The following is a 23,005-nucleotide window of genomic DNA, read 5'->3' on the forward strand; positions in this document are numbered from 1 at the left end:
GGGGCCGCGGCGACTGGCGGCCCCTTGTCGGTCGCCCGCACGGGGCGGACTGAAACTGCCCGCCGCCTGGCGAGCGAAACCTTCTCAGAGTTACATAACTGGATGCCGCTCAGGCAAAAAAAAAACGGCACAACAGGCCATAACCCGTTGTACCGCTTTCTCAGCGCTGACGCGCTATTACGATGCCAGTGAAAGCGTTGGTTTCGCCTTGACCGCCAGCCATTCGGCAATACGTGCCTGCTGGGCTTCGTTCAGCCACATACCCTGTTTGGTACGACGCCAGATCGCGTCATCCACTTCACGCACCCACTCGTGCTGCACCAGGTAACGCAACTCAGCTTCATAAAACTCATGACCGAAGTTTTCACCCAGATCTTCCAGCGATGTCGCATCTTTAAGCAACACTTCGGTGCTGCTACCGTAAGTGCGGGCGTAGTGACGTGCCATGTTTTCAGTAATGAACGGGTAACGACGGCGCAGGCTGGCCGCGTAATCGTCGCTGCTGCCGGAAATATTACCACCGGGCAGCACGCAGTTTTTAGTCCAGGCCGCACCTGCGTCAGGATAATACTTCGACAACTTCTCCATCGCATGCTCGGCCAGCTTACGATAGGTCGTTAATTTACCGCCGAAAACGGACAGCAGCGGCGTTTCACCGTTGTCATCACGCACATCCAGTGTGTAATCGCGCGTAATAGCCTGCGGCGAATCTGACTCATCGTCACACAGTGGGCGCACGCCGGAATAGGTCCAGACGATATCATCAGGCGTTAACTGCTTTTTGAAATGGCCGTTGTACACCTTCAGGATGTAGTCGATTTCGCTATCGTCAATGGCAACGTTTTTCGGATCGCCTTTGTATTCCACGTCGGTGGTACCGATGATGGAAAACTCGTCCATCCACGGAATAACAAACACAATGCGGTTGTCTTCGTTTTGCAGAATATAAGCCTGCTTCTCATTGTGTACGCGCGGCACCACGATATGGCTGCCTTTGATCAGACGAATACCATAAGGTGATTTCAGTTCCAGGCCATCATCAAAGAACTGCTTAACCCACGGGCCTGCGGCGTTGACCAGGCCTTTAGCCTGCCAGGTGAAGGTTTTGCCGCTGTCGATATCCTCAGCTTCCACCATCCACAAACCCTTTTCACGCCAGGCGCGGGTCACACGCGTGCGGGTACGCACTTCACCACCATGCTTAACCACTTCCTGCGCGTTCAGTACCACCATGCGGGCATCGTCCACCCAGCAGTCGGAATACTCAAAACCGCGCTTAATTTCGGGCTTGAGTGCTGACTCTGCACCGAAGCTCAGGCTCTTACTGCTCGGCAGGCTGGTACGTTTGCCCAGATGGTCGTACATAAACAACCCGGTGCGGATCATCCATGCCGGACGCAGATGCGGGCGATGCGGTAAGCGAAAGCGCATAGGGAACGCGATATGAGGCGCCATCTTTAACAGCACTTCGCGTTCTGCCAGGGCTTCACTCACCAGACGGAATTCATAATGTTCAAGGTAGCGCAGGCCACCATGAATCAGTTTTGAACTGGCGGAAGAGGTCGCGCAAGCCAGGTCCCGCGCCTCTAGCATTAACACCGACAGTCCGCGTCCTGCAGCGTCTGCTGCGATGCCAGCACCGTTGATGCCGCCGCCGATAACGATCAGGTCTTTGGTTTCCACGTTGTCTCCTCCGATGTTCGGAATAGTTCACTTATGTTCGTTTTCGAGCATAATCATAATCGCAAACCAACATTGACGCCAGTATTTAACCACCTAAAAACAATTTTGCGTGATATGGATAACATTATGTCGGCGTAAAGGTGAATAGCCGTAGTCATTGTCAGGTTATTGGCGAGGATTATCGGGTTACACTAGACGTCATTTTGACGATGTGATGAGAGACACCATGGAAACCTACCAATGTATTGATGTTCATCAGGCTGAGCAGCGTCTGGCACAAGGCGCAGTGATGGTGGATATCCGCGATGCGCAAAGTTTTGCTCTTGGTCATGCCAGCGGCGCCTTGCATTTGTCGAACGCCAACCTCAATGATTTTATCAGCTCAACCGACACGAGCCTGCCGGTGCTGGTGATGTGCTATCACGGCAACAGCAGTAAAAGTGCAGCAGATTATTTGCACAGCCAGGGATTTACGACGGCTTACAGTATTGATGGCGGGTTTGATGCCTGGCGCGCCGCCTTCCCCCAACAGGTGATCAGTGGCGCTGAGTGACTGGTCAGGCGTAACACGGAGAGTGAGCAATGCGCATTACCCAATTTAATCAGCCGCGCATGGCGCAGGCTTTTGTTGACTACATGGCAACGCGCGGCGTGAAATTGCGTATAGAGCGTGAAAGTCAGTACGTCATTATGCTGGATGATGAAAGTCAGCTTTCGATGGTCGAAAACGAACTTCAGCAGTTTGTGCGCGATCCCAACCATCCTCGCTATCAGGCTGCAAGCTGGCACAGTGGCAAAACCGACAGCGGCTTGCGCTATGAGCGAGGCAATATTTGGGCAAATATCCGTGAACGTGCCGGGCCACTGACCATGGTAGTGATGTTCGCCTGTATTGCGGTGTTTGTGCTGATGCAGGTCCTGGGCGATCGCACCGTAATGTACTGGCTGGCATGGCCAGATAGCGATCAGCATTTTGAAGTCTGGCGCTGGTTCAGCCATGTGCTGCTTCACTTCTCTCTGCTTCACATCCTGTTTAATCTGATGTGGTGGTGGTATCTCGGTGGTGCGGTAGAAAAACGGCTGGGCAGTGGTAAGCTTTTTGTCATTTTTATCATTTCAGCGTTGCTCAGCGGCTGGCTGCAGTCGAAATTTAGCGGCATCTGGTTTGGCGGCTTGTCCGGCGTGGTCTATGCCCTGATGGGTTACTGCTGGCTGCGCGGCGAACGCGATCCGGACAGCGGTATTTATCTGGAGCGTGGGTTAATCGGTTTTGCACTTGTCTGGCTGGTAGTGGGCTGGTTTGGTGCATTTGGTCTGGCTATCGCTAACGCAGCACACGTTGGTGGACTGCTTGTCGGACTGGCAATGGCGTTTGTCGACACACGCAAGCGTAAACGGTAGTCACAACGAATAAGAATAAGCCCGAAACAGGAGAGGAATGTGAAGCAGACGCAACGTCATGACGCCATTATTGATCTGGTTCGGCGTCAGGGATATGTCAGTACTGAGGAGCTGGTCGATCATTTTGAGGTCAGCCCACAAACGATTCGTCGTGATTTAAACGACCTTGCCGATCAAAATAAAATTCAGCGCCATCACGGCGGCGCGGCCTTGCCTTCCAGTTCAGAGAATACCGCCTGGCAGGATCGCAAGATGATGTGGTCAGCAGAAAAAGCGCGTATTGCGCAGCGGGTTGCCAGCCAGATACCGGACGGCGCAACGCTGTTTATCGATATTGGTACCACGCCAGAAGCCGTGGCTCATGCGTTGCTAAATCACAGTGATTTACGCGTGGTGACCAATAACCTGAACGTGGCAATGCTGTTGATGGGCAAGCCAGACTTCAGGGTCATTATCGCCGGCGGAGAAGTGCGTACCCGTGATGGTGCGGTCATGGGGGAAGCGACGCTCGATTTTATTTCACAGTTTCGCCTCGATTACGGCATCCTTGGCATCAGCGGTATCGATATGGACGGCTCATTGCTGGAGTTCGACTATCACGAAGTCCGCACCAAACGCGCCATTATTGAAAACTCGCGCTGCGTCATGCTGGTCGTCGACCACTCTAAATTTGGCCGTAATGCGATGGTCAATCTGGGCAACATGAGCCAGCTTGATTATCTCTACACCGATAAAATGCCGCCTGACAGCATTATGAAAGTTATTGAACAGCATGAGGTTCATCTCGAGCTTTGCTGACCCCTCTACGCCAGTTAGACAACTGGCGTTTTTCAAACCTGCCTGTCGCTTTTTTCTCCACTCACGTATTTAATGAATAGGGTCGCTGGCAATATTGCTGGCCCATGTGCATTCCATTTTTGCTTCACCCATATGGATACAGAAGGGAGTGATATGCCACAGCAGAAATTCAACAAATCCCGTTTTCAGGCTGCGTTAACCCGTCACTGGCAGCATCTTGGTTTCTCCTCCGCAAGGCAAATGACATCCCACCAGTGGTGGCAGGCTATCAGTGCCACAGTAAGTGAACTGCTCAATGCGCAACCGACCGTCCGGGGCGCGACACCACAGCGCCACGTGAACTATCTTTCCATGGAGTTTCTGCTGGGACGTCTTACGGGAAATAACCTGCTGAATTTAGGTTGGTATGATGAGGTCAAATCCCTGCTGGCTGAATATCAGGTTGAATTAAGCGAATTACTGGAAGAAGAGGTCGATCCGGCATTGGGCAATGGCGGCCTCGGCAGGCTGGCGGCCTGTTACATGGACTCGATGGCGACGGTTGGGCAGCCCGCCACTGGGCATGGGCTTAACTACCAGTACGGTTTGTTTCGTCAGCGCTTTGAAGAGGGGAAACAGGTTGAGGCACCCGATGACTGGGAGCGCGAGACCTATCCCTGGTTTCGTCATAACGCCGCACTGGATGTCCGCGTCGCGATGGGCGGAAAAATCATAAAGCAGGATGACGGGCGTAAAGTGTGGGAGCCCGCCATTTATCTTCGTGGAGAAGCCTGGGATTTACCGGTAACGGGTTATCGCAATGGCGTCACCCTGCCGTTGCGGCTGTGGAAAGCCACCAGTGAGCATCCCTTTGACCTGACCCTGTTCAATGACGGTAAGTTTTTACAGGCTGAGAAGCAGGGGATTGATGCCGCCAGCCTGACCAAAGTGCTCTATCCCAATGACAATCATCCACAGGGCAAACGCCTGCGTTTGATGCAGCAATATTTTCAGTGTGCCTGTGCGGTTGCCGATATTCTGCGTCGCCATCATCAGGCGGGCAGAAGCATTCATGCCCTGCCGGATTTTGAAGTGATTCAGCTTAACGATACGCATCCCACTATCGCCATTCCGGAGATGCTGCGCCTGCTGCTGGATGAGCACCAGTTAAGTTGGGATGAAGCCTGGCATATCACCAGCCGCGTGTTTGCTTACACCAATCACACCTTAATGCCCGAAGCCCTGGAGCGCTGGGATGAGAAGCTGATGCGCAGCCTGCTGCCGCGCCACATGATGATTATCAAAGAGATTAATCGTCGCCTGAAGCAGCAGATAAAGCAGCGCTGGCCTGATGACAAAGCACTTTGGAACAAGCTGGCGGTGGTCGCCGACGGTCAGGTCAGAATGGCCAACCTCTGCGTCGTCAGTGGTTTTGCGGTGAATGGCGTGGCTGCACTGCATTCCGGGCTGGTCGTGACGGATCTTTTCCCCGAGTACCATCAGCTCTGGCCACAGAAGTTTCATAATGTCACCAACGGCATTACGCCACGCCGCTGGATCAAGCAGTGTAATCCCGCGTTAGCGGGGCTGATTGATGAAACCCTGAAGCGTGAATGGGTCAATAACCTGACCGCGTTGCAGGGGCTGGAGCCTTTCGCCGACGATCCCGCTTTCCGTCAGCGCTTTCGTGCCGTTAAGCAACATAACAAGGCGCGTCTGGCCACTTACATTGCGCAGCGCACCGGCATTGTGGTTAACCCGAATGCGATTTTTGACGTGCAGATCAAACGTCTGCACGAATACAAACGCCAGCATCTCGGCCTGTTGCATATCCTGCACTGCTATAAAAACGTCCGCGACAACCCCCACGATGCCAGTATTATCCCCCGCGTGTTTCTGTTTGGCGCTAAAGCTGCACCGGGCTATTACCTGGCAAAAAACATTATCTATGCCATCAACAAGGTGGCTGAGGTGGTGAATAACGACCCGCTTGTCGGCGACAAACTCAAGGTGGTTTTCATTCCTGATTACCGCATCACGGCAGCCGAATATCTGATTCCCGCCGCCGATTTGTCAGAGCAAATTTCAACGGCGGGCTATGAAGCGTCCGGCACCGGCAACATGAAGCTGGCGCTAAATGGCGCGCTGACGATTGGCACGCTGGATGGCGCAAACGTGGAAATTGCGGAGCAGGTCGGCGCAGAAAATATTTTTATTTTCGGCAATACCGTGGATGACGTTAAAGCCCTGAAAGCCGGAGGTTATAAGCCGCAAAAAGTCCGTAAGCACAACAAAGAACTGGATGCGCTGCTGACATCACTGAAAAAAGGGAAGTTCAGTCATGGCGATAAGCATGCATTCGACCTAATGTTGGATAGCCTGACAAAAAATGGCGATCCCTGGCTGGTGCTGGCGGATTATCAGGCTTATATCGATGCGCAAAAACGGGTTGAGGCCTTGTGGCGTGATCAGGAAGCCTGGACGCGCGCGGCGATTCTCAATACGGCGCGAACCGGTATTTTTAGCTCGGATCGATCGATTCGGGACTACCAACAGCGCATCTGGCAGGCGCAACGCTAAGGAATTGCGATGAAATCTACGTCACTTGATAAAGCCGCACTGGCGGCGGGAATCGCGCTCACGTATTTCGATGCGAACGGTGAACCCGAAGCCATCAGTGATGACACCAAGCGCGCCTTACTGGCCGTGATGGAGAACCCGCAGAAAGCCGGTAAATCCCCGCTGCCGCCCGTCGTTGTCTTCAGTGGCAATCGTCAACGCGTGCTCACGCCTGAGCTCGACGGCAGCATAAACTGGCAGTTACAGACGGAAAAAGGAAAGACTTTTAGCGGATCGCTGACGGGCGGTGAAGCCTTTACATTGCCTTCCCCTTTGGGACAGGGCTATCACCAACTTACCCTGAGCAAGGGGAAACGTCAGTGGCACACGCGCGTGATCATTACACCGCGCCGTTGCTATCTGCCTCCGGCCTTGCGCGCCGGAGAGAAACGCTGGGGCGCGCTGGTTCAGCTTTACACCGTGCGTTCCGGTAAAAACTGGGGCATCGGTGATTTTGGCGATCTGGAAACCCTGCTGGAGCAGCTTGCCGCTCGCGGCGGCGACTTTGTCGGACTCAACCCCTTGCATGCGCTCTATCCGGCCAGCCCCGCTTTTGCCAGTCCTTACAGCCCCTCATCGCGTCGCTGGCTGAATATCATCTACATCGATGTGTCACAGGTTGCCGATTTTCAACAAAGCAGCGCAGGTCAGAAGTGGTGGAAAAGTGCCAAAACCCAAAAGGCGTTAAATCAGGCCCGCGAAACCGAGTGGGTGGATTACGACGCCGTCATGGCACTGAAAATTACGGCATTACGTCACGGCTGGGCACAGTTTCAGGCCCGGGGTGCAGACGATGAGCAGAAGCGGCAGTTTACAGCGTTTATCCAGCAGGGCGGTGACAGCCTGCGCTATCAGGCTGCCTATGATGGCCTGCAGGTTGAAATGCAAGGCAAAGGTGCCGCGCACGCCGGCTGGCCAGCATGGCCTGAGGGCTGGCGTAACAGCCAGTCTTCTGACGTTCAGGATTGGTGCGCACAGCACGCGGATGAGATTGCCTTCTGGCAGTGGTTGCAGTGGCTGGCTCAGCAACAGTTTTCTCAGTGCTGGGCGCGGAGTCAGGCGCTGGGAATGAGCGTGGGGCTGTATCGCGATCTGGCCGTCGGCGTGGCAGAGGGCAGTGCCGAAACCTGGCACGATCCCGAGCTATATCGCCTCAAGGCGTCCATCGGCGCGCCGCCTGACAGACTTGGCCCGTTGGGACAAAACTGGGGACTGCCGCCAATGGACCCTCACGTATTGCAGGCCAGGGGCTATCAGCCTTTTATCGATATATTGCGCGCCAATATGCGTGACTGCGGTGCATTACGTATCGATCACGTGATGGCTCTGCTACGTCTCTGGTGGGTCCCGGCAGGGGAAACGGCGGATAAAGGCGCGTACGTCGCTTACCCGGTGCACGACCTGCTTGGCATTCTGGCTCTGGAAAGCCAGCGCCAGCGCTGCATGGTGATTGGCGAGGACTTAGGCACCGTACCCAAAGAGATCGTCAGTCTGCTCCGCGACAGCGGCGTGTTTTCCTGGAAAGTGTTGTGGTTTGAGCAGGAAAAACAGGGCGATTATCGCGCGCCACAGCATTATCCACGCCAGTCCATCGCCAGTGCCAGTACGCACGATCTCCCTACGCTGAACGGCTTCTGGAGTGCAGGTGATTTGCAGCTTGGTGAGAAAATCGGGCTGTATCCTGACGCGCAAACGGTACTCAATTTGCAGCAGCAGCGGATGAAACAGAAACAGGCGTTACTCGACGCGCTGCATAAAGCGGGAGCCGTGCCGGCGCGTAGCGCAAAACGGGCGGATTCTCTGGCGATGACGGCTGAACTGAATGAGTCCGTTCACCGTTTCCTGGCGGACACAAACAGTGCACTGCTCGGGCTGCAGCCAGAGGACTGGCTGGGGATGACCACGCCGGTGAATGTGCCGGGAACGGTGGAGCAATATCCCAACTGGCGGCGTAAGCTGGCCCAACCGCTGGAAAGCATCTTTGCCGATGAAGAGGTGAATAAACTGCTGAAAACCGTGACCAAACGACGTAAGGCGGGATAGTGTCAGGACGCGCGACAGCGGGGCTGTCGCGCGGATACATCAGTAGAAGGAGTGCTCGCCGCGCTGGTGTTCGGTGATATCGCGCACGCCTTTCAGCTGTGGGAAGGCCGCCAGCAGTTCTTTCTCAATGCCATCCTTCAGGGTGACGTCAATCATCGAACAGCCGTTACAGCCGCCACCGAATTGCAGAATCGCAAAACCGTCTTCGGTGATTTCCATCAGCGAAACGCGACCGCCATGACCGGCCAGTTGCGGGTTAATCTGAGCCTGTAACAGGTATTCAACGCGCTCGACCATGGGCGCATCATCGGACACCTTGCGCATTTTAGCGTTAGGCGCCTTAAGCGTCAGTTGCGAACCCAGGTTATCCGTCACGAAGTCGATTTCAGCGTCTTCCAGATAAGGCGCGCTCAGCTCATCAACATAGGCTGACAGCTTTTCAAACTTCAGTTCAGTATCAGTCGCTTCCACCGCATCAGGTGGGCAGTAGGACACACCGCATTCGGCAGTTGGCGTACCCGGGTTAATCACGAATACGCGAATCTGGGTGCCATCTTCTTGTTTGGATAGCAGTTTTGAAAAATGCTCTTGGGCAGAATCAGTAATTCGGATCATGTCATTTGCTCAATAGTTGACTAATTTAGTTGGTTATAATACGCCCATCATCCAGGCTCTACAAGGTACGGCACAGGCACCAGACTTGCACGCTGGCTGCGCCTCGCCTGTGTAGCAGGCGGCTAATTTCTCTTACCGTGCTGCCGGTCGTGACCACATCATCGATTAAGGCAATATGGCGGCCGGTCACATCCGTTTCAAGGCAAAACGCGCCGCGTAAATTGCGGCGACGCTGACGGGCACTTAACTGATGCTGAATGGCGGCTGCACGCTGACGGGATAACGCCTGGCTGAATTCGCAGCCCAGCCAGCGTGACAGCGGTGTTGCCAGCAGGGCTGTTTGATTGTAACCGCGCCACCAGCAGCGTTGTGAATGCAGCGGAACACACATCAGTAAGTCGGGACGAATGGCCTGTCCTCTGCGATACGCATCCAACCAGCTTAGCAAAAGCAGCCGGGCCAGCATCACCCTAAGTGCGGTAATGCCCGAGAATTTTAATTGATTCACCCAGGAACTGAGCGGTGGCTGATAATGGCTGACGCAGACTAACGCCTGCCAGGGCGGCGGTTTACGCAAACAGCGGCCACAGGACAGGCTGCCGGATGCGGCTGGCAGGCCGCAGCGTGGACAGCGTGACGGTAGGCGAGGTAACTGACGCATACAGATGCAGCACAGGCCATGCAGCGCGATGCGCAGCGGCAACTGACATAGCCAACACAGGGCAGGCATTGGTAGCATAGTGACCTCCTTATCAATCATGGAATAGTAACGGATGAGCTCACTTTACTGGCATACCTGTGGCGAAGGCGATGACGATCTTGTGCTGCTGCACGGCTGGGGACTGAATGCGGAAGTGTGGCAAAACATCGTGCCGCGACTCAGCGCACAATATCGCCTGCACCTGGTCGATCTGCCAGGCTATGGCCGCAGCCAGGGCTTCAGCGCCCTGTCGCTGGAACAGATGGCGCAGGCATTGTTGCCCCGTCTGCCGCCGCGCGCCGTTATCCTGGGTTGGTCGCTTGGCGGGCTGGTCGCCACGCAGTTGGCGTTGAGCGAGCCAGAACGGTTGCGTGCGCTGATCACGGTGGCCTCTTCGCCCTGTTTTACCGCCCGTGATGACTGGCCGGGTATTGCTCCCTTAACCTTGCATAACTTCCAGCAGCAGCTCAGCCACGACTTTCAGCGCACCGTGGAGCGTTTTCTGGCGCTGCAGACGATGGGAACAGAAACCGCACGTGCCGATGCGCGCAAACTCAAAGACATTGTTTTGTCGCAGCCTGTGCCTGATGTGGCGGTACTCAACGCCGGGCTGACAATACTGAGCGACGACGACTTACGGGACAGGCTTACCGCCATTAGGCTGCCCTTTCTGCGGATATATGGCGCGCTGGATGGCCTGGTACCGCGCCGTATCGCGCAGCAACTGGACGCGTTGCTGCCGATGTCGCCTTCTGTCGTGATGGACAAAGCCGCCCACGCGCCCTTTATTTCGCATCCTGATGCGTTCTGCCAGCAGATTGTGTCTTTTATCAGCCAATTAGACAGATAACCGCTGCCGTAACTGGCAAATTTCTGCACAGCGACAATACTTCATGAGTGAGCAAGGCCGCTGCACTTCTATGCGATTAGTCAGGGAGATGACTATGCCGTTCGATATAGCCTTAAGCGATTTGCGGCTGCTTACATCTCAACAATGGATCATGAATGAGGGTAGACAAATGAAGGTTATGAAATGGGTCGTTGCATCAATGATGATGGGCGCAGTGTCATTCTCTGCTTTTGCGGCGAAAGAAGTCACCAAAGAAGAAGTGCAGAAGATGAACCTGACCAAAATCGGCACCGTGAATACCACGGCAGAAACCACCTCGCCGATGGATGCCAAGAAGAAGCTGTCCGAAGCAGCTGACGAGAAGGGCGGCAAGTATTTCCTGGTGATCGCCGGTCGTGAGCACGGTAAGTTCAGTGCGACAGCGGAAGTTTACAAGTAATTATCGTAGCCACATGAATTGCCAGGCATCCAGCGTTACTGGCTGGGTGCCATCAATCTTCTCACCCCTTATCACATCCTGAAAAAGGTGCGCCTCCGGTAACTGCGCCTTGACCTGCCTGCCACTGAGATTGAAAACACAGAGCAATCCCTCACCACTGTCTGGATGATAGCGTTTCATCATCAGTAACGCATTGTCGCTCTGAAATATCATCACTGGATTATCTGGGTGAAAGGCCGACAAACGCCGACGCTGCTGAATCAGTTTGCTTAGCTGTGTATAAACCTGATGGCGTAAGCCGCTGCTGTTTACCAGCGCGTCTTCGATCACGGAGAGCGGGTACTTTTGCCGGTTGATCGCGCGGTTATGCCCTGCCTCACGCACGCCGTCATAATCATTACGTGAACCCAGTATGCTTTGGATATAGATCGCCGGCACACCGGGGAAGGCCAGTAAAATAGCATGTGCCAGCATGAAGCGTCTGAGGCGCGTTTCATCGTCATCATCTTCACGGTTAAGCGCGTCGAAATAGGTGACGTTGATTTCATAGGGGCTGGTGGTGCCGTCGGGGTTATTTTTATAGGAAATCAGTGCGCCTTCCAGCGCCAGATCGCGTACCAGGGCCGTAATCTCCACTTCAGATAAAATTCCGCGAGCCGGATTCAGGCCTATGCCATCGTGCGAGGCCAGAAAATTAAAAAAGGTTGTGTTGCCCTTGCCCACTTCCAGGGTGCTGGCCCATTGACGCAGTGCACGAGCCGAGCCGGTGTGAATGGCGTGCAGCACCAGCGGCGGCAGGGAAAACTGATAGACCATCTGGGCTTCGTCTTGCCCGTTACCAAAGTAGCTGATGTTGTCTTTATGCGGCACGTTGGTTTCCGTGATGATAACAGTGCCTGGTGCGACGACATCGGCAATGGCGCGAAACAGTTTGACCAGCAGATGGGTTTTTTCCAGATGAATACAGCGGGTGCCCGGCGTTTTCCACATGTAGCCCACTGCATCCAGCCGCACATAGTCCGCCCCACGCTTCAGATAGTCGAGTAAGACCTCAACCATGCGCATGAGCACTCTGGGACTGGCAAAGTTCAGGTCAATCTGATCGGCGCTGAACGTGGTCCAGATAAACCGGATTTCACCGTTCGCCAGCGTGAACGGCGTCAGCAGCGGCGACGTACGGGGTCGCGTGACCGCACTGAGATCGGTGCTGGGCGGCAGACTAATAAAAAAATCATCCCAGCCCTCATCCTGAGCCAGATAATGTTTAAACCACGCGCTGTGTGCCGACATATGGTTACAGACAAAATCAAACATCAGGCGTGTTTCCTGATGCAGCAAGGCAATGTCGTGCCAGTCGCCACACAGCGGATCGACCTGATGGTAATCAATGACCGAAAAACCGTCGTCGGATGAGTAGGGATAAAACGGCAGGAGATGCACCAGCGGAAAGGTGGATTGCAGATGCTGCTGATAAAAACGCGAAAAGGTGTTGAGTGTGGGTTTACCCGGCTCGCGAAACTGATCGGCATAGGTAATCAGCACCACGTCCTGCTCATCCCAGTGCGCCTTTCTTGGCAGCTTGTTCGTGTCGCGGGCCTCGACGATCGCGGCGAGCAGGCGTTCACGCATGGCCTCAGGAAAGGCATCGTCATAAATCTTATCGATTAAAGCAGTGATCTTTTCCATGTAAAAGGGTGCCACAGCAGGTGTCGTTATTATGACGGGCGTCTTTTTAGCGTAGCGTCAGGGTGGGGATTTTCAACTTAATCGTGCAAGGTCGGTCTGAAAAACCGCTGAAAAGCCGTCAGCGTGAAGCGGACGGGATGCTCTGCATCCATCACCAATACCCGCAGGCATCGCGCGGTAAACAATGAATGGTCACAGGGTTTAGCGCGTTCAGGTAAACCGAATCAGCCGCGGGACAGGGGATAATGACGGTGGGTGCAGGAATGACAGTCACCTCCACCCCGACAGCAGGGGTAAGAGGTGACTACGTGGTTTTTAACTAGCGTTTTTTACCCAGTGCCGCCGCGAGAGCGTCACCCATGGCGCTATTGCCTGCGGGCTGGCTGACGGGACGTGGCCGGCCCTTATTGGCGGCCGGACGTTTTTCTTCACGTGCCGTATTGCTCTTACCACCGCGGGCATTTCCTTCACCCGGCTGCTCGTCAAGGCGCATGGTCAAGGCAATGCGCTTACGTTGCAGATCCACTTCCATCACTTTGACTTTAACGATGTCGCCCGCTTTGACGACCTGATGAGGATCTTCCACAAACTTGTCTGACAGCGAAGAGATATGCACCAGGCCATCCTGATGCACGCCAATATCGACGAACGCACCAAAGTTCGTGACGTTAGTGACGGCACCTTCCAGTACCATGCCTGGCATCAGATCGTTCATGGTTTCCACGCCCTCGGCAAACTGCGCCGTTTTAAATTCAGGACGAGGATCGCGGCCCGGCTTTTCCAGCTCTTTCATGATGTCGGTAACGGTCGGTAAGCCAAAGCGGTCGTCGGTAAAGTCCACCGCTTTCAGGTTACGCAGGCTGGTGGGATTGCCCATCAGCTCATTCAGCGCCTGCTCGGTCGCCGCCAGAATACGCTCGACTACCGGATAGGCTTCCGGGTGCACCGTTGAAGCATCCAGTGGATTGTCGCCGTGGTTGATACGCAGAAAGCCCGCGCACTGCTCAAACGCTTTAGGCCCTAAACGGCTGACCTTGAGTAGCTGCTGGCGGTTCTGGAAACGGCCATTCTCATCACGCCAGCCCACAATATTTTGCGCCATCATACGGGTTAACCCGGCCACGCGCGTCAACAGCGGAACCGAGGCTGTATTCAGATCGACACCGACGGCGTTCACACAGTCTTCTACTACCGCATCCAGTTTTTTCGCTAACTGGCTCTGGCTGACGTCATGCTGATACTGACCTACGCCGATCGATTTCGGATCGATTTTCACCAGCTCGGCCAGGGGATCTTGCAGACGACGGGCGATCGAGACCGCGCCACGCAGTGAGACATCAAGATCCGGGAATTCCAGCGCGGCTAATTCAGACGCAGAGTAAACCGAAGCGCCGGCTTCGCTGACGATAACTTTCTGTGCCGTGACCTGCGGGAACTGCTTTTGCAGATCCAGGAAGAAACGCTCGGTTTCACGTGAGCCCGTACCATTGCCGATGGCCACCAGTTCGACCTGATGTTTCACGCACAGCGCCGCGACCGCAGCGGCTGCTTTAGCGGTCTGCCCGGTATGCGGATAGACCGTGTCGGTAGCAACCACCTTGCCGGTCGCGTCAACCACGGCAACTTTCACACCGGTACGCAGGCCGGGGTCCAGGCCCATCGTGGCTCTCATGCCCGCAGGTGCCGCCATTAACAGGTCGTGCAGGTTACGGGCAAAGACGTTGATGGCCTCATCTTCAGCGCGCTCACGTACGGTGCCCATCAGCTCGGTTTCCAGATGCAGCATAACCTTGATGCGCCATGTCCAACTGACCACGGCTTTGCGCCAGCTGTCGGCCGGTGCATTATTCAGTCGCAGATTCAGGTGCTCTGTAATCAAGGTTTCGCCGTGGCTTTCGCGCGGCGGCTCATCAAACTGGGGATCGGCATTCAGCGACAGCTGTAACACACCTTCATTGCGACCGCGCAGCATGGCCAGCGCGCGATGTGATGGAACGCTGTGCAGCGGCTCATGGTGATCGAAATAGTCGCGGAATTTAGCGCCTTCTTCCTCTTTACCTTCCACCACTTTTGAAACCAGGTGGGCGTTTTTCCACAGATAGTGACGGACTTTAGCCAACAGCGCGGCATCTTCAGCGAAGCGTTCCATCAGAATGTAACGCGCGCCATCCAGCGCGGCGCGGACATCAGCGACGCCGTTATCCGCATTGATATAGCCTGCCGCCACCTGCTCAGGATCTTGTGACGGGTCCTGCCATAACGTGTCGGCCAGCGGTTCCAGCCCGGCTTCAATCGCAATCTGTCCACGTGTACGGCGTTTAGGTTTATAGGGCAGGTAGAGATCTTCGAGTTCGGTTTTGCTGAGGGTGGTATTGATGGCATTCGCCAGTTCGTCGGTGAGTTTTCCTTGTTCCTCAATGGATTTCAGGATGGCCTGCCGGCGCTCGGTTAATTCACGCAGGTAGCTGAGGCGGGTTTCGAGCTGGCGGAGCTGTGTGTCATCCAGGCCGCCCGTCACCTCTTTACGATAACGTGCAATAAACGGCACGGTATTCCCTTCATCCAACAGGCGGACGGCCGCATCAACTTGCTCGGGGCGCGCCTGTAGCTCACTTGCAATTAGCTGGCTAAGAACATTCATCATCGGACTATTTTGCTTTCTGGGTTGAGAAATAGCCGATAGTTATACGGATTGATGGCTGAAATTGCCAGAGAAGCGGCCCGCTTTCAGCGATATTCTGAATCAGGCTTCAATATAACTAATTTCATTAACATACCAGCATGCCGGGCCGGCTGGCGTCTCGACCACCGCCGCGTCGCCGACCGCTTTTTTTAACAGTGCGCGGGCCATGGGCGAGTCAATGGAGATGTAATCCTTGCGGCCAAAAATCTCATCGTAACCCACGATTCGAAAGCGCTTGATGTCGCCGTCGTCGTTTTCGACTTCAACCCAGGCACCAAAAAACACTTTGCCGTCCTGCTGCGGCGAGTAATCCACAATGCGCAGTTGCTCAATGCTTTTGCTGAGATAACGGACACGGCGGTCAATTTCACGCAGGCGCTTCTTGTTGTATTGATAATCCGCATTTTCACTGCGGTCGCCAAGGCTGGCAGCCCAGGTCACTTTTTTGGTGACTTCAGGTCGCTCTTCACGCCACAGGTGATCGAGTTCTGCTTTTAAGGTATTGAAACCTTCACGCGTAATCAGTCGGGTTCTCATGGTACAGCAGCCGGTAAAATCGAAAGTGCTTCAGTGTAAAGCAAATCAGGCGTGGCGAAAAAGAGGTGGGAAAAGGGTTTTTTACGGATCAAAAAACCCTTGTACGGCTTTTGCAGGGGACGGCACGGCCTTAGTCAGACCAATGCGCGCCCCTGAGGGGCAAGTCTTACTTACCGGCCTTGGTCGATGTCGTGGTCGAGGTGCTGCTTCCGTTGCCGTCACCGCCGCCGCCGCCTGCTGTCGCCAGTGCTACGCCTAACAGTGCGCCGACTGCGCCAATACCGATAGCATTTGAGTTACCCTGGGCTGTGGTGGTGGCCTGTGCACCCGCAGCTTCACCGGTTGCGGTTGCGGCATAAGTCTGACCCACACTGAATAAAGCCAGCGCGCTCAGCAGTAAAATCGTTTTTTTCATTATGGTTTCCCCGTAAAACGGCAAATTGGTGTTGCTACAGTCTGGGTGATATTTATCCGGGCGCAAAGCGGGCTTTACTGATTGATTTATCTCTCTTTACCTGTAACTGGCCTTATTGGGGGTGGATCTCAAACTAATCCGAGAGAGGTCGCGTATTAACCTGTTTTTTTGCGGGATATTATGCTGTTATCAGAGGGGAAAACCGCCAGATGCCAGATATGTCATCAGTCACTGATTTAATTTAAGGCAAATTTTCTGGCAAGCAGTTGAATTTACAAGCTCTGTCAGCCAGTGCATCCTGTTTAAACCAGGCAATAGCGGAATTTTACCTAATATTTCAGATTTGCCGTATTCTGTTCAACGCAGGTGGTGATGACACAGCTTCTCAGGCAGTCAGACCGAAATTTAAATATAAGCTGCTGTTTAATATGCTTTGTAACAATTTTGACTAGAATATAAACCATTAAACACTGTCACTGTGCCGCATCTTTTTTTAACAATATCGGCTCAGGCAATCGCGCCTTTGGGAGTTAAAAATGCAAGAAAACTACAAGATTCTGGTCGTCGATGACGATATGCGTTTGCGTGCACTACTGGAGCGCTATCTTACCGAGCAGGGCTTTCAGGTGCGCAGTGTCGCCAACGCCGAGCAAATGGATCGTCTGTTAACCCGCGAATCCTTCCATTTAATGGTGCTTGACCTGATGCTGCCGGGCGAAGATGGCCTTTCCATCTGCCGCCGTCTGCGTAGTCAGAGCAACCCGATGCCTATCATCATGGTGACAGCCAAGGGTGAAGAAGTGGACCGTATTGTCGGACTGGAGATCGGTGCTGACGACTATATTCCAAAACCGTTCAACCCGCGTGAGCTGCTGGCGCGTATTCGTGCCGTGCTGCGCCGTCAGGCCAACGAACTGCCAGGCGCGCCTTCTCAGGAAGAAGCGGTCATTGCCTTTGGTAAGTTCAAACTCAACCTGGGCACGCGCGAGATGTTCCGTGAAGATGAACCTATGCCATTGACCAGCGGTGAATTCGCCGTGCTCAAGGCGCTGGTCAGCCACCCACGTGAGCCGCTGTCGCGCGACAAACTGATGAACCTGGCCCGTGGTCGTGAATACAGCGCCATGGAACGTTCTATCGACGTTCAGATTTCTCGTCTGCGCCGTATGGTGGAAGAAGATCCTGCTCACCCACGCTATATCCAGACCGTTTGGGGCCTGGGTTATGTGTTTGTTCCGGACGGCAGTAAAGCATGAGGCGGCTGCGCTTCTCGCCACGAAGTTCGTTTGCCCGCACCCTGTTGTTGATCGTTACCTTGCTGTTTGTCAGCCTGGTAACGACCTACCTGGTGGTGCTGAACTTTGCCATTCTTCCCAGCCTGCAACAGTTTAATAAAGTCCTCGCGTACGAAGTGCGTATGCTGATGACAGACCGTTTACAGCTGGAAGATGGCACGCAGCTTGAAGTGCCGCCCGCTTTTCGCCGCGAAATTTATCGTGAACTGGGTATTTCGCTCTATACCAATGCGGCAGCAGAGGAGAGCGGACTGCGCTGGGCGCAGCACTATAAGTTTCTTAGCGATCAGATGGGCCAGCAGCTTGGCGGCCCCACGGACGTTCGCGTCGAGGTAAACAAAAACTCCCCCGTTGTCTGGTTAAAGACCTGGCTATCGCCTGATATCTGGGTACGGGTGCCGTTAACCGAAATCCATCAGGGTGACTTCTCCCCGCTGTTCCGCTATACCCTGGCGATTATGTTGCTGGCGATAGGCGGTGCCTGGCTTTTTATCCGAATTCAAAACCGCCCGCTGGTCGATTTAGAGCATGCCGCACTTCAGGTGGGTAAAGGCATCATTCCGCCACCGTTACGTGAATACGGCGCGTCGGAAGTGCGATCGGTCACGCGAGCCTTTAACCAAATGGCGGCGGGCGTCAAGCAGCTTGCCGATGACAGAACGCTGCTGATGGCGGGCGTCAGTCATGATTTACGTACGCCGTTAACCCGTATTCGCCTTGCGACCGAAATGATGAATGAGCAGGATGGCTACCTGGCCGAGTCGATTAACAAAGACATCGAAGAGTGTAACGCCATCATTGAGCAATTTATTGATTACCTGCGCACCGGGCAGGAGATGCAGACTGAGCTGGCCGATCTTAATAGCGTGCTGGGTGAGGTGGTGGCAGCAGAAAGCGGTTACGAACGGGAAATTGAAAATGCGGTCATGGCGGAAGAGCTTATGCTGGAGATCAATCCGCTCTCGATCAAGCGTGCCCTGGCTAACCTGGTGGTGAACGCCGCGCGCTACGGCAACGGCTGGATTAAGGTCAGCAGTGGACGGGAACTGCACCGGGCCTGGTTCCAGGTTGAAGATGACGGTCCCGGCATTAAGCCTGACCAGCTGGCCCATCTGTTTCAGCCTTTTGTACGCGGTGACAGCGCACGAAGCACCAGCGGCACGGGCCTGGGGCTGGCGATAGTGCAACGCATCATCGATGCGCATCAAGGGTCGCTGGAGATAGGTGACAGTGAACGAGGCGGATTACGTATCCGTGCCTGGTTACCCTTAGCGGAAAATCCCGAAGTGGTTCCACATAGCGGCAACCTGACGCTGAGTTGAGCAACAACGGCGCGGCCGGTTAAGCCGCGCCGTTGTTATTAGCGCTGTGGACCTGCTTTTACCAACGCGGCACCGGCCGCATTATCGGTATACTTTTCAAAGTTGGTGATAAAACGCTGTGCTAAATCATCTGCGGCAGCGTGCCACTTCTCTTCGCTTTCCCATGTACGACGCGGGTCGAGCGTTTCGGCATCCAAATCGCCCAGGGTTTTTGGCACCTGCAGGTTGAACACCGGCAGGGTCTCCGTTGGCGCATCGTCCAGTTCACCTGCGAGAATGGCGTTGATGATAGCGCGGGTATTCTTCAATGAGATACGCTTGCCACTGCCGTTCCAGCCCGTATTAACCAGATAAGCCTGCGCGCCCGCCGCTTCCATGCGTTTCACCAACACTTCTGCATACTGTGTGGGATGCAGCGTCAGGAAGGCTGCGCCAAAACAGGCTGAGAAGGTCGGGGTTGGTGCGGTCACACCTCGTTCCGTGCCGGCCAGCTTCGCGGTAAATCCAGACAGGAAATGATACTGGGTCTGCTCTGGCGTCAGCCTGGAGACCGGCGGTAGCACGCCAAAGGCATCGGCAGTCAGGAAAATGACTTTCTTCGCATGGCCTGCTTTGGAAACCGGCTGCACGATATTGTCGATGTGGTTAATCGGATAAGATACGCGGGTATTTTCGGTTTTGCTGCCATCCGCAAAATCAATGCTCCCGTCTTCACGCACCACCACGTTTTCCAGCAGGGCATTACGACGAATAGCACGATAGATTTCTGGCTCAGCCTGTTCGGAGAGGTTAATCGTCTTGGCGTAGCAGCCGCCTTCGAAGTTAAACACGCCATCGTCATCCCAGCCGTGTTCATCATCGCCGATTAACTGGCGATCCGGATCGGTAGACAGCGTGGTTTTACCCGTACCGGAAAGCCCAAAAAACACCGCGACGTCGCCTGCTTTACCCACGTTAGCGGAGCAGTGCATGGAGGCAATGCCCTTCAGCGGCAACAGGTAGTTCATCACCGCGAACAGCCCTTTTTTCATTTCTCCGCCGTACCACGTGCCACCAATCAACTGCATACGTTCGGTCAGATTAAAGGCGACGAAGTTCTCAGAATGCAGCCCCTGGGCCTGCCAGTCAGGATTGGTGCATTTTGCGCCATTCATCACCACAAAATCAGGCGTGAAGTTATCCAGTTCGGCTGCGCTCGGCTGAATGAACATGTTTTTAACGAAATGCGCCTGCCAGGCAACTTCAGTCACAAAGCGTACGCTCAGACGTGAATCCGGGTTGGCACCGCAGAAGGCATCAATAACAAACAGGCGTTTCCCGGAGAGCTGCTGGGTGACGCATTTTTTCAGCGCCTGCCAGGTTTCCTGGGACAGCGGTTGGTTATCGTTCTTGCCGGTGCCTTGATCGTTCCACCACAGCGTATCGCGCGTGGTGTCATCACGAACAATATATTTATCCTTAGGCGAGCGCCCGGTAAAAATCCCGGTATCCACTGCGATGGCGCCGCTTTGCGTCAGGGTGCCGCGCTCAAAACCTTCGAGCTCCGGGCGCATCTCTTCCTGAAACAACGTATCGTAATCAGGGTTATGAACCACGTCAGTGGTATCGGTGATGCCCAGATCGGCAAGGGCTTTCGAGGTCAGGCCGTTAACGCGCATTTTACTGCTCCTTAAATCGGTGTCTGTTCTGTAGGGCAAAGAGAGTGTGGGATCGCGTCTGTAACATGCCGCACGGCCAGGTGCGGAAACACGATCGCGCGCAGTTTACGCTACTGTGTCAGGCGAGAAAGGCTTGTTCGTTAAAAATGAGACTCAGGGCGCGTTAAGGGTATGTTTCGAACGTTTTTAAGATGTTAAGAAAGTAAAAAAAGATAATTTGCTAAGTAAATTAAGGGCATAGCGATGGGGCAGGCAGGGCGGCCTGACCGCCCTGGTCCGATCAGTGAAGGCGATTGCTGTTCTCAAGGGAGTGGCTACGAATCCCGGCAATGTCTACCGCATCGAACACGTAATGTGATCCGCAGTAGTCGCAGTTCATATCGATTTTGCCATCTTCAGCAATAATCTCGTCGACTTCTTCCTGCGGCAGCGTTCTCAGTACCTCGCTGCAACGTTCGCGCGAACAGGTGCATTTGTAGACAACCGGCTGCGGGTCGTAAACGGTCACTTCTTCCTGATGGTAAAGACGCCACAGCACATCGGTCGCGGGCAAATCGATCAGCTCTTCCGTTTTAATCGTCTCGGTCAGCGTAGCCAGATGCGCAAAGTCTTCTTTATCGGTGTCCTGAGCCGGTAAAACCTGCAACAGAATCCCGGCTGCGCCTGCGTTGCTGGTGCGAATAAACAGACGAGTCGGCAACTGTTCGGAGCGCATAAAATAGTCTTCCAGACATTCACTTAGCGTGTCGCCTTCCAGACCGACCACGCCCTGATAGCGCTCGCCTTTTTCAGGCGTGATGGTAATGACCAAATAGCCATTGCCCACCATGCTCTTCAGTGTGCTGTCGTCAGGAATGTCACCTTTCATCCGTGCGATACCGCGTAACTCCTGCTGATTGTTGCCATTAATCACGGCTAACGTCAGGGGACCATCGCCCTGGAGCTGAACGGTAATTTCACCATCAAATTTTAGCGTTGCGGTAAGCAGGCTGGTCGCCACCAGCAATTCGCCCAGCAGGGTTTGTACCGCAGGCGGATAGTCGTGATTTTTCAGGATGGCTTGCCAGGTGTTTGAAACATTGACCAGTTCGCCGCGAACGGACGCATTTTCAAACAGATAACGACGCAGTTGATCGTGCTCAGACATAATTTTCTCTCTTTTGGCGGGCGGTGATAGGTTCAGTAACCTGCTTATTCATCACCCGATAACTTAAATTTCATCAAATCGCGGCGTTCTTTCTTGTCGGGCCGACGATCGGGATGGGGCATGGTCAGCGCATTCATCTTGCGCGCCAGGGCTACTTTTTCACGTTTTTCAATACTGGCTTCCGTCTCGCGGTAAAGCAGCTGTGCTTCACTGGCAGAACGGCGCTGCTCGCTGATGTCGGCGATCACTACGGTGCGCTCATCATTACCCTGACGTAGGGTTAACTCAGCATCCCGCTCGACAAGCTTGCTGGGTTTACTGCGCTGGCCGTTGTAATGAACCTTGCCACCTTCAATCATCTCGCGTGCGATAGAACGGGTTTTGTAGAAACGCGCCGCCCAAAGCCATTTATCAAGACGAACGCCTTCGCTTGGTTTTTCTTTCATTTCTGCTCCCAGGCCTGAATCAGTGTGCGGTAGTCGCTTATTGCACCGTGACGCTGAAAGTGTTGTTCAGGACGACCGGAGTCAGGATTACTGACGCCCAGGCACCAGCCGATTCCCCATGATTTGGCGGCATCAAGAATGGTTTCGTTGTCATCGATGAAAACTGTCCGTGATGCATCAAAGCCAGTGTGCTGCTCAACCGCCTGCCACAAACGTTGATCTTCTTTCGGATAGCCAAAGGTATGGGTGGAAAGTAATAAATCAAGGTGTGATGCTAAACCTGTTTGTTTCAGTTTAACGTCCAGATTCCAGGGATGCGCATTGGTGAGCAGGATGGTGCGTTTACCCGCCTGACGTAAAGCCTGTAAAAAAGGCAGCGTATCAACACGCAAGCTGACGCGATGGCGCTGTTCCCAGGTCATGGCATGAATGTCTAACTGCAGCGCCTGCGACCAGTAATCCAGACAATACCAGTTTAGCGTATGCGCCACGGCCTGATATTTTTCTTCAATAATCTGACGCGCCTGAGCAGCAGAAATACCGCGTTGGGTACGCAGGGTGTCAGGGACAAGCTCCAGCCAGAAAAAGCGGTCAAACGCCAGATCGAGCAACGTGCCGTCCATATCGAGCAGCACGGTGTCAAAGTCAGACCGGTTGAACATCATGGTGAATTTACCCGTTGCCAGTTA

At 54.3% G+C, this 23,005-nt stretch carries 21 protein-coding genes; 10 read left to right on the top strand and 11 right to left on the bottom strand.

The features are described 5' to 3' along the window. The coding region (locus tag CMR03_RS25355) for a hypothetical protein (RefSeq protein WP_208625008.1) at positions 1-192 on the top strand (192 nt) is incomplete at its 5' end. Here the strand turns inward: CMR03_RS25355 and glpD are convergent. Next, entirely contained in the window at positions 178-1,683 is a 1,506-nt protein-coding gene (gene glpD, locus CMR03_RS05765) for a glycerol-3-phosphate dehydrogenase (protein ID WP_063877530.1), read from the bottom strand. The two genes, CMR03_RS25355 and glpD, sit on opposite strands and share 15 nt — an antisense overlap. 226 nt (positions 1,684-1,909) lie before the next feature. Between glpD and glpE the strand changes: the two genes are divergently transcribed. From glpE to malQ, 5 genes are all read left to right on the top strand, one after another. Then, the gene (glpE, locus tag CMR03_RS05775; protein WP_063877529.1) at positions 1,910-2,236 is read left to right on the top strand and encodes a thiosulfate sulfurtransferase GlpE; all 327 of its coding nucleotides are present in this window, start codon (positions 1,910-1,912) and stop codon (positions 2,234-2,236) included. 29 nt (positions 2,237-2,265) lie between these two features. Beyond that, positions 2,266-3,084 (top strand): rhomboid family intramembrane serine protease GlpG, encoded by an 819-nt coding sequence (glpG, locus tag CMR03_RS05780; protein WP_063877528.1) that lies wholly within the window; start codon positions 2,266-2,268, stop codon positions 3,082-3,084. 39 nt (positions 3,085-3,123) lie between these two features. Next, on the top strand, positions 3,124-3,882 hold the full coding sequence (locus tag CMR03_RS05785) for a DeoR/GlpR family transcriptional regulator (RefSeq protein WP_063877527.1): 759 nt from the start codon (positions 3,124-3,126) through the stop codon (positions 3,880-3,882). A gap of 153 nt (positions 3,883-4,035) precedes the next feature. Continuing rightward, positions 4,036-6,441, top strand: coding sequence for a maltodextrin phosphorylase (gene malP / locus CMR03_RS05790; RefSeq protein ID WP_096011052.1), 2,406 nt, complete (start codon positions 4,036-4,038; stop codon positions 6,439-6,441). Positions 6,442-6,450: 9 nt separating this feature from the next. Next, positions 6,451-8,523: a 4-alpha-glucanotransferase gene (malQ, locus tag CMR03_RS05795; RefSeq protein WP_096011053.1), complete on the top strand. Its 2,073-nt coding sequence runs from the start codon at positions 6,451-6,453 to the stop codon at positions 8,521-8,523. Between the two features lie 39 nt (positions 8,524-8,562). Here malQ and nfuA read toward each other — a convergent pair whose 3' ends face one another. Further along, positions 8,563-9,138, bottom strand: a complete 576-nt coding sequence (nfuA, locus tag CMR03_RS05800) for a Fe-S biogenesis protein NfuA (RefSeq protein WP_063877524.1) — start codon at positions 9,136-9,138, stop codon at positions 8,563-8,565. 58 nt (positions 9,139-9,196) lie between these two features. After that, positions 9,197-9,877, bottom strand: coding sequence for a DNA utilization protein GntX (gntX, locus tag CMR03_RS05805; protein WP_096011054.1), 681 nt, complete (start codon positions 9,875-9,877; stop codon positions 9,197-9,199). Between the two features lie 34 nt (positions 9,878-9,911). Between gntX and bioH the strand changes: the two genes are divergently transcribed. After that, positions 9,912-10,688 carry a pimeloyl-ACP methyl ester esterase BioH gene (gene bioH, locus CMR03_RS05810; RefSeq protein ID WP_096011055.1) on the top strand — a complete coding sequence of 259 codons (777 nt, stop codon included), beginning with the start codon at positions 9,912-9,914 and terminating at the stop codon, positions 10,686-10,688. Positions 10,689-10,857: 169 nt separating this feature from the next. Further along, the gene (locus CMR03_RS05815) at positions 10,858-11,127 is read left to right on the top strand and encodes a YdgH/BhsA/McbA-like domain containing protein (protein WP_063881049.1); all 270 of its coding nucleotides are present in this window, start codon (positions 10,858-10,860) and stop codon (positions 11,125-11,127) included. Here the strand turns inward: CMR03_RS05815 and CMR03_RS05820 are convergent, their stop codons facing one another. The 4 genes from CMR03_RS05820 to yjbE all read right to left on the bottom strand — a co-directional run bounded on the left by CMR03_RS05820 (position 11,128) and on the right by yjbE (position 16,448). After that, positions 11,128-12,813: an alpha-amylase family glycosyl hydrolase gene (locus tag CMR03_RS05820; RefSeq protein WP_063877521.1), complete on the bottom strand. Its 1,686-nt coding sequence runs from the start codon at positions 12,811-12,813 to the stop codon at positions 11,128-11,130. A 319-nt stretch (positions 12,814-13,132) separates the two neighbouring features. Beyond that, a complete protein-coding gene (locus tag CMR03_RS05825) occupies positions 13,133-15,457 on the bottom strand; it encodes a Tex family protein (RefSeq protein WP_096011056.1) in 2,325 nt (774 codons plus the stop codon). A 99-nt stretch (positions 15,458-15,556) separates the two neighbouring features. Beyond that, a complete protein-coding gene (greB, locus tag CMR03_RS05830) occupies positions 15,557-16,033 on the bottom strand; it encodes a transcription elongation factor GreB (RefSeq protein WP_096011057.1) in 477 nt (158 codons plus the stop codon). Positions 16,034-16,199: 166 nt separating this feature from the next. Beyond that, complete coding sequence (gene yjbE, locus CMR03_RS05835; protein ID WP_063877518.1) at positions 16,200-16,448, bottom strand: exopolysaccharide production protein YjbE; 249 nt, start codon at positions 16,446-16,448, stop codon at positions 16,200-16,202. A 536-nt stretch (positions 16,449-16,984) separates the two neighbouring features. On the opposite strand from yjbE, the gene ompR reads away from it, so the two are divergent. After that, the gene (gene ompR / locus CMR03_RS05840; RefSeq protein WP_001157751.1) at positions 16,985-17,704 is read left to right on the top strand and encodes an osmolarity response regulator transcription factor OmpR; all 720 of its coding nucleotides are present in this window, start codon (positions 16,985-16,987) and stop codon (positions 17,702-17,704) included. After that, positions 17,701-19,065 carry a two-component system sensor histidine kinase EnvZ gene (gene envZ / locus CMR03_RS05845; RefSeq protein WP_063877517.1) on the top strand — a complete coding sequence of 455 codons (1,365 nt, stop codon included), beginning with the start codon at positions 17,701-17,703 and terminating at the stop codon, positions 19,063-19,065. Before ompR ends, envZ begins: the two co-directional genes overlap by 4 nt. 38 nt (positions 19,066-19,103) lie before the next feature. Here envZ and pckA read toward each other — a convergent pair whose 3' ends face one another. The 4 genes from pckA to yrfG form a co-directional block, all read right to left on the bottom strand. Continuing rightward, positions 19,104-20,723, bottom strand: a complete 1,620-nt coding sequence (pckA, locus tag CMR03_RS05850) for a phosphoenolpyruvate carboxykinase (ATP) (RefSeq protein WP_063877516.1) — start codon at positions 20,721-20,723, stop codon at positions 19,104-19,106. Positions 20,724-21,003: 280 nt separating this feature from the next. Next, positions 21,004-21,870, bottom strand: a complete 867-nt coding sequence (hslO, locus tag CMR03_RS05855; RefSeq protein ID WP_096011058.1) for an Hsp33 family molecular chaperone HslO — start codon at positions 21,868-21,870, stop codon at positions 21,004-21,006. Positions 21,871-21,914: 44 nt separating this feature from the next. Beyond that, positions 21,915-22,316, bottom strand: a complete 402-nt coding sequence (gene hslR, locus CMR03_RS05860; protein ID WP_063877514.1) for a ribosome-associated heat shock protein Hsp15 — start codon at positions 22,314-22,316, stop codon at positions 21,915-21,917. After that, positions 22,313-22,978 (bottom strand): GMP/IMP nucleotidase, encoded by a 666-nt coding sequence (gene yrfG, locus CMR03_RS05865; RefSeq protein ID WP_371873646.1) that lies wholly within the window; start codon positions 22,976-22,978, stop codon positions 22,313-22,315. The genes hslR and yrfG overlap by 4 nt, the downstream gene beginning before the upstream one ends. Between the last annotated feature and the right edge of the window lie 27 nt (positions 22,979-23,005).

Origin of the sequence: Pantoea allii, assembly GCF_002307475.1 — a bacterium.
In the GTDB taxonomy this organism is placed as follows: domain Bacteria; phylum Pseudomonadota; class Gammaproteobacteria; order Enterobacterales; family Enterobacteriaceae; genus Pantoea; species Pantoea allii.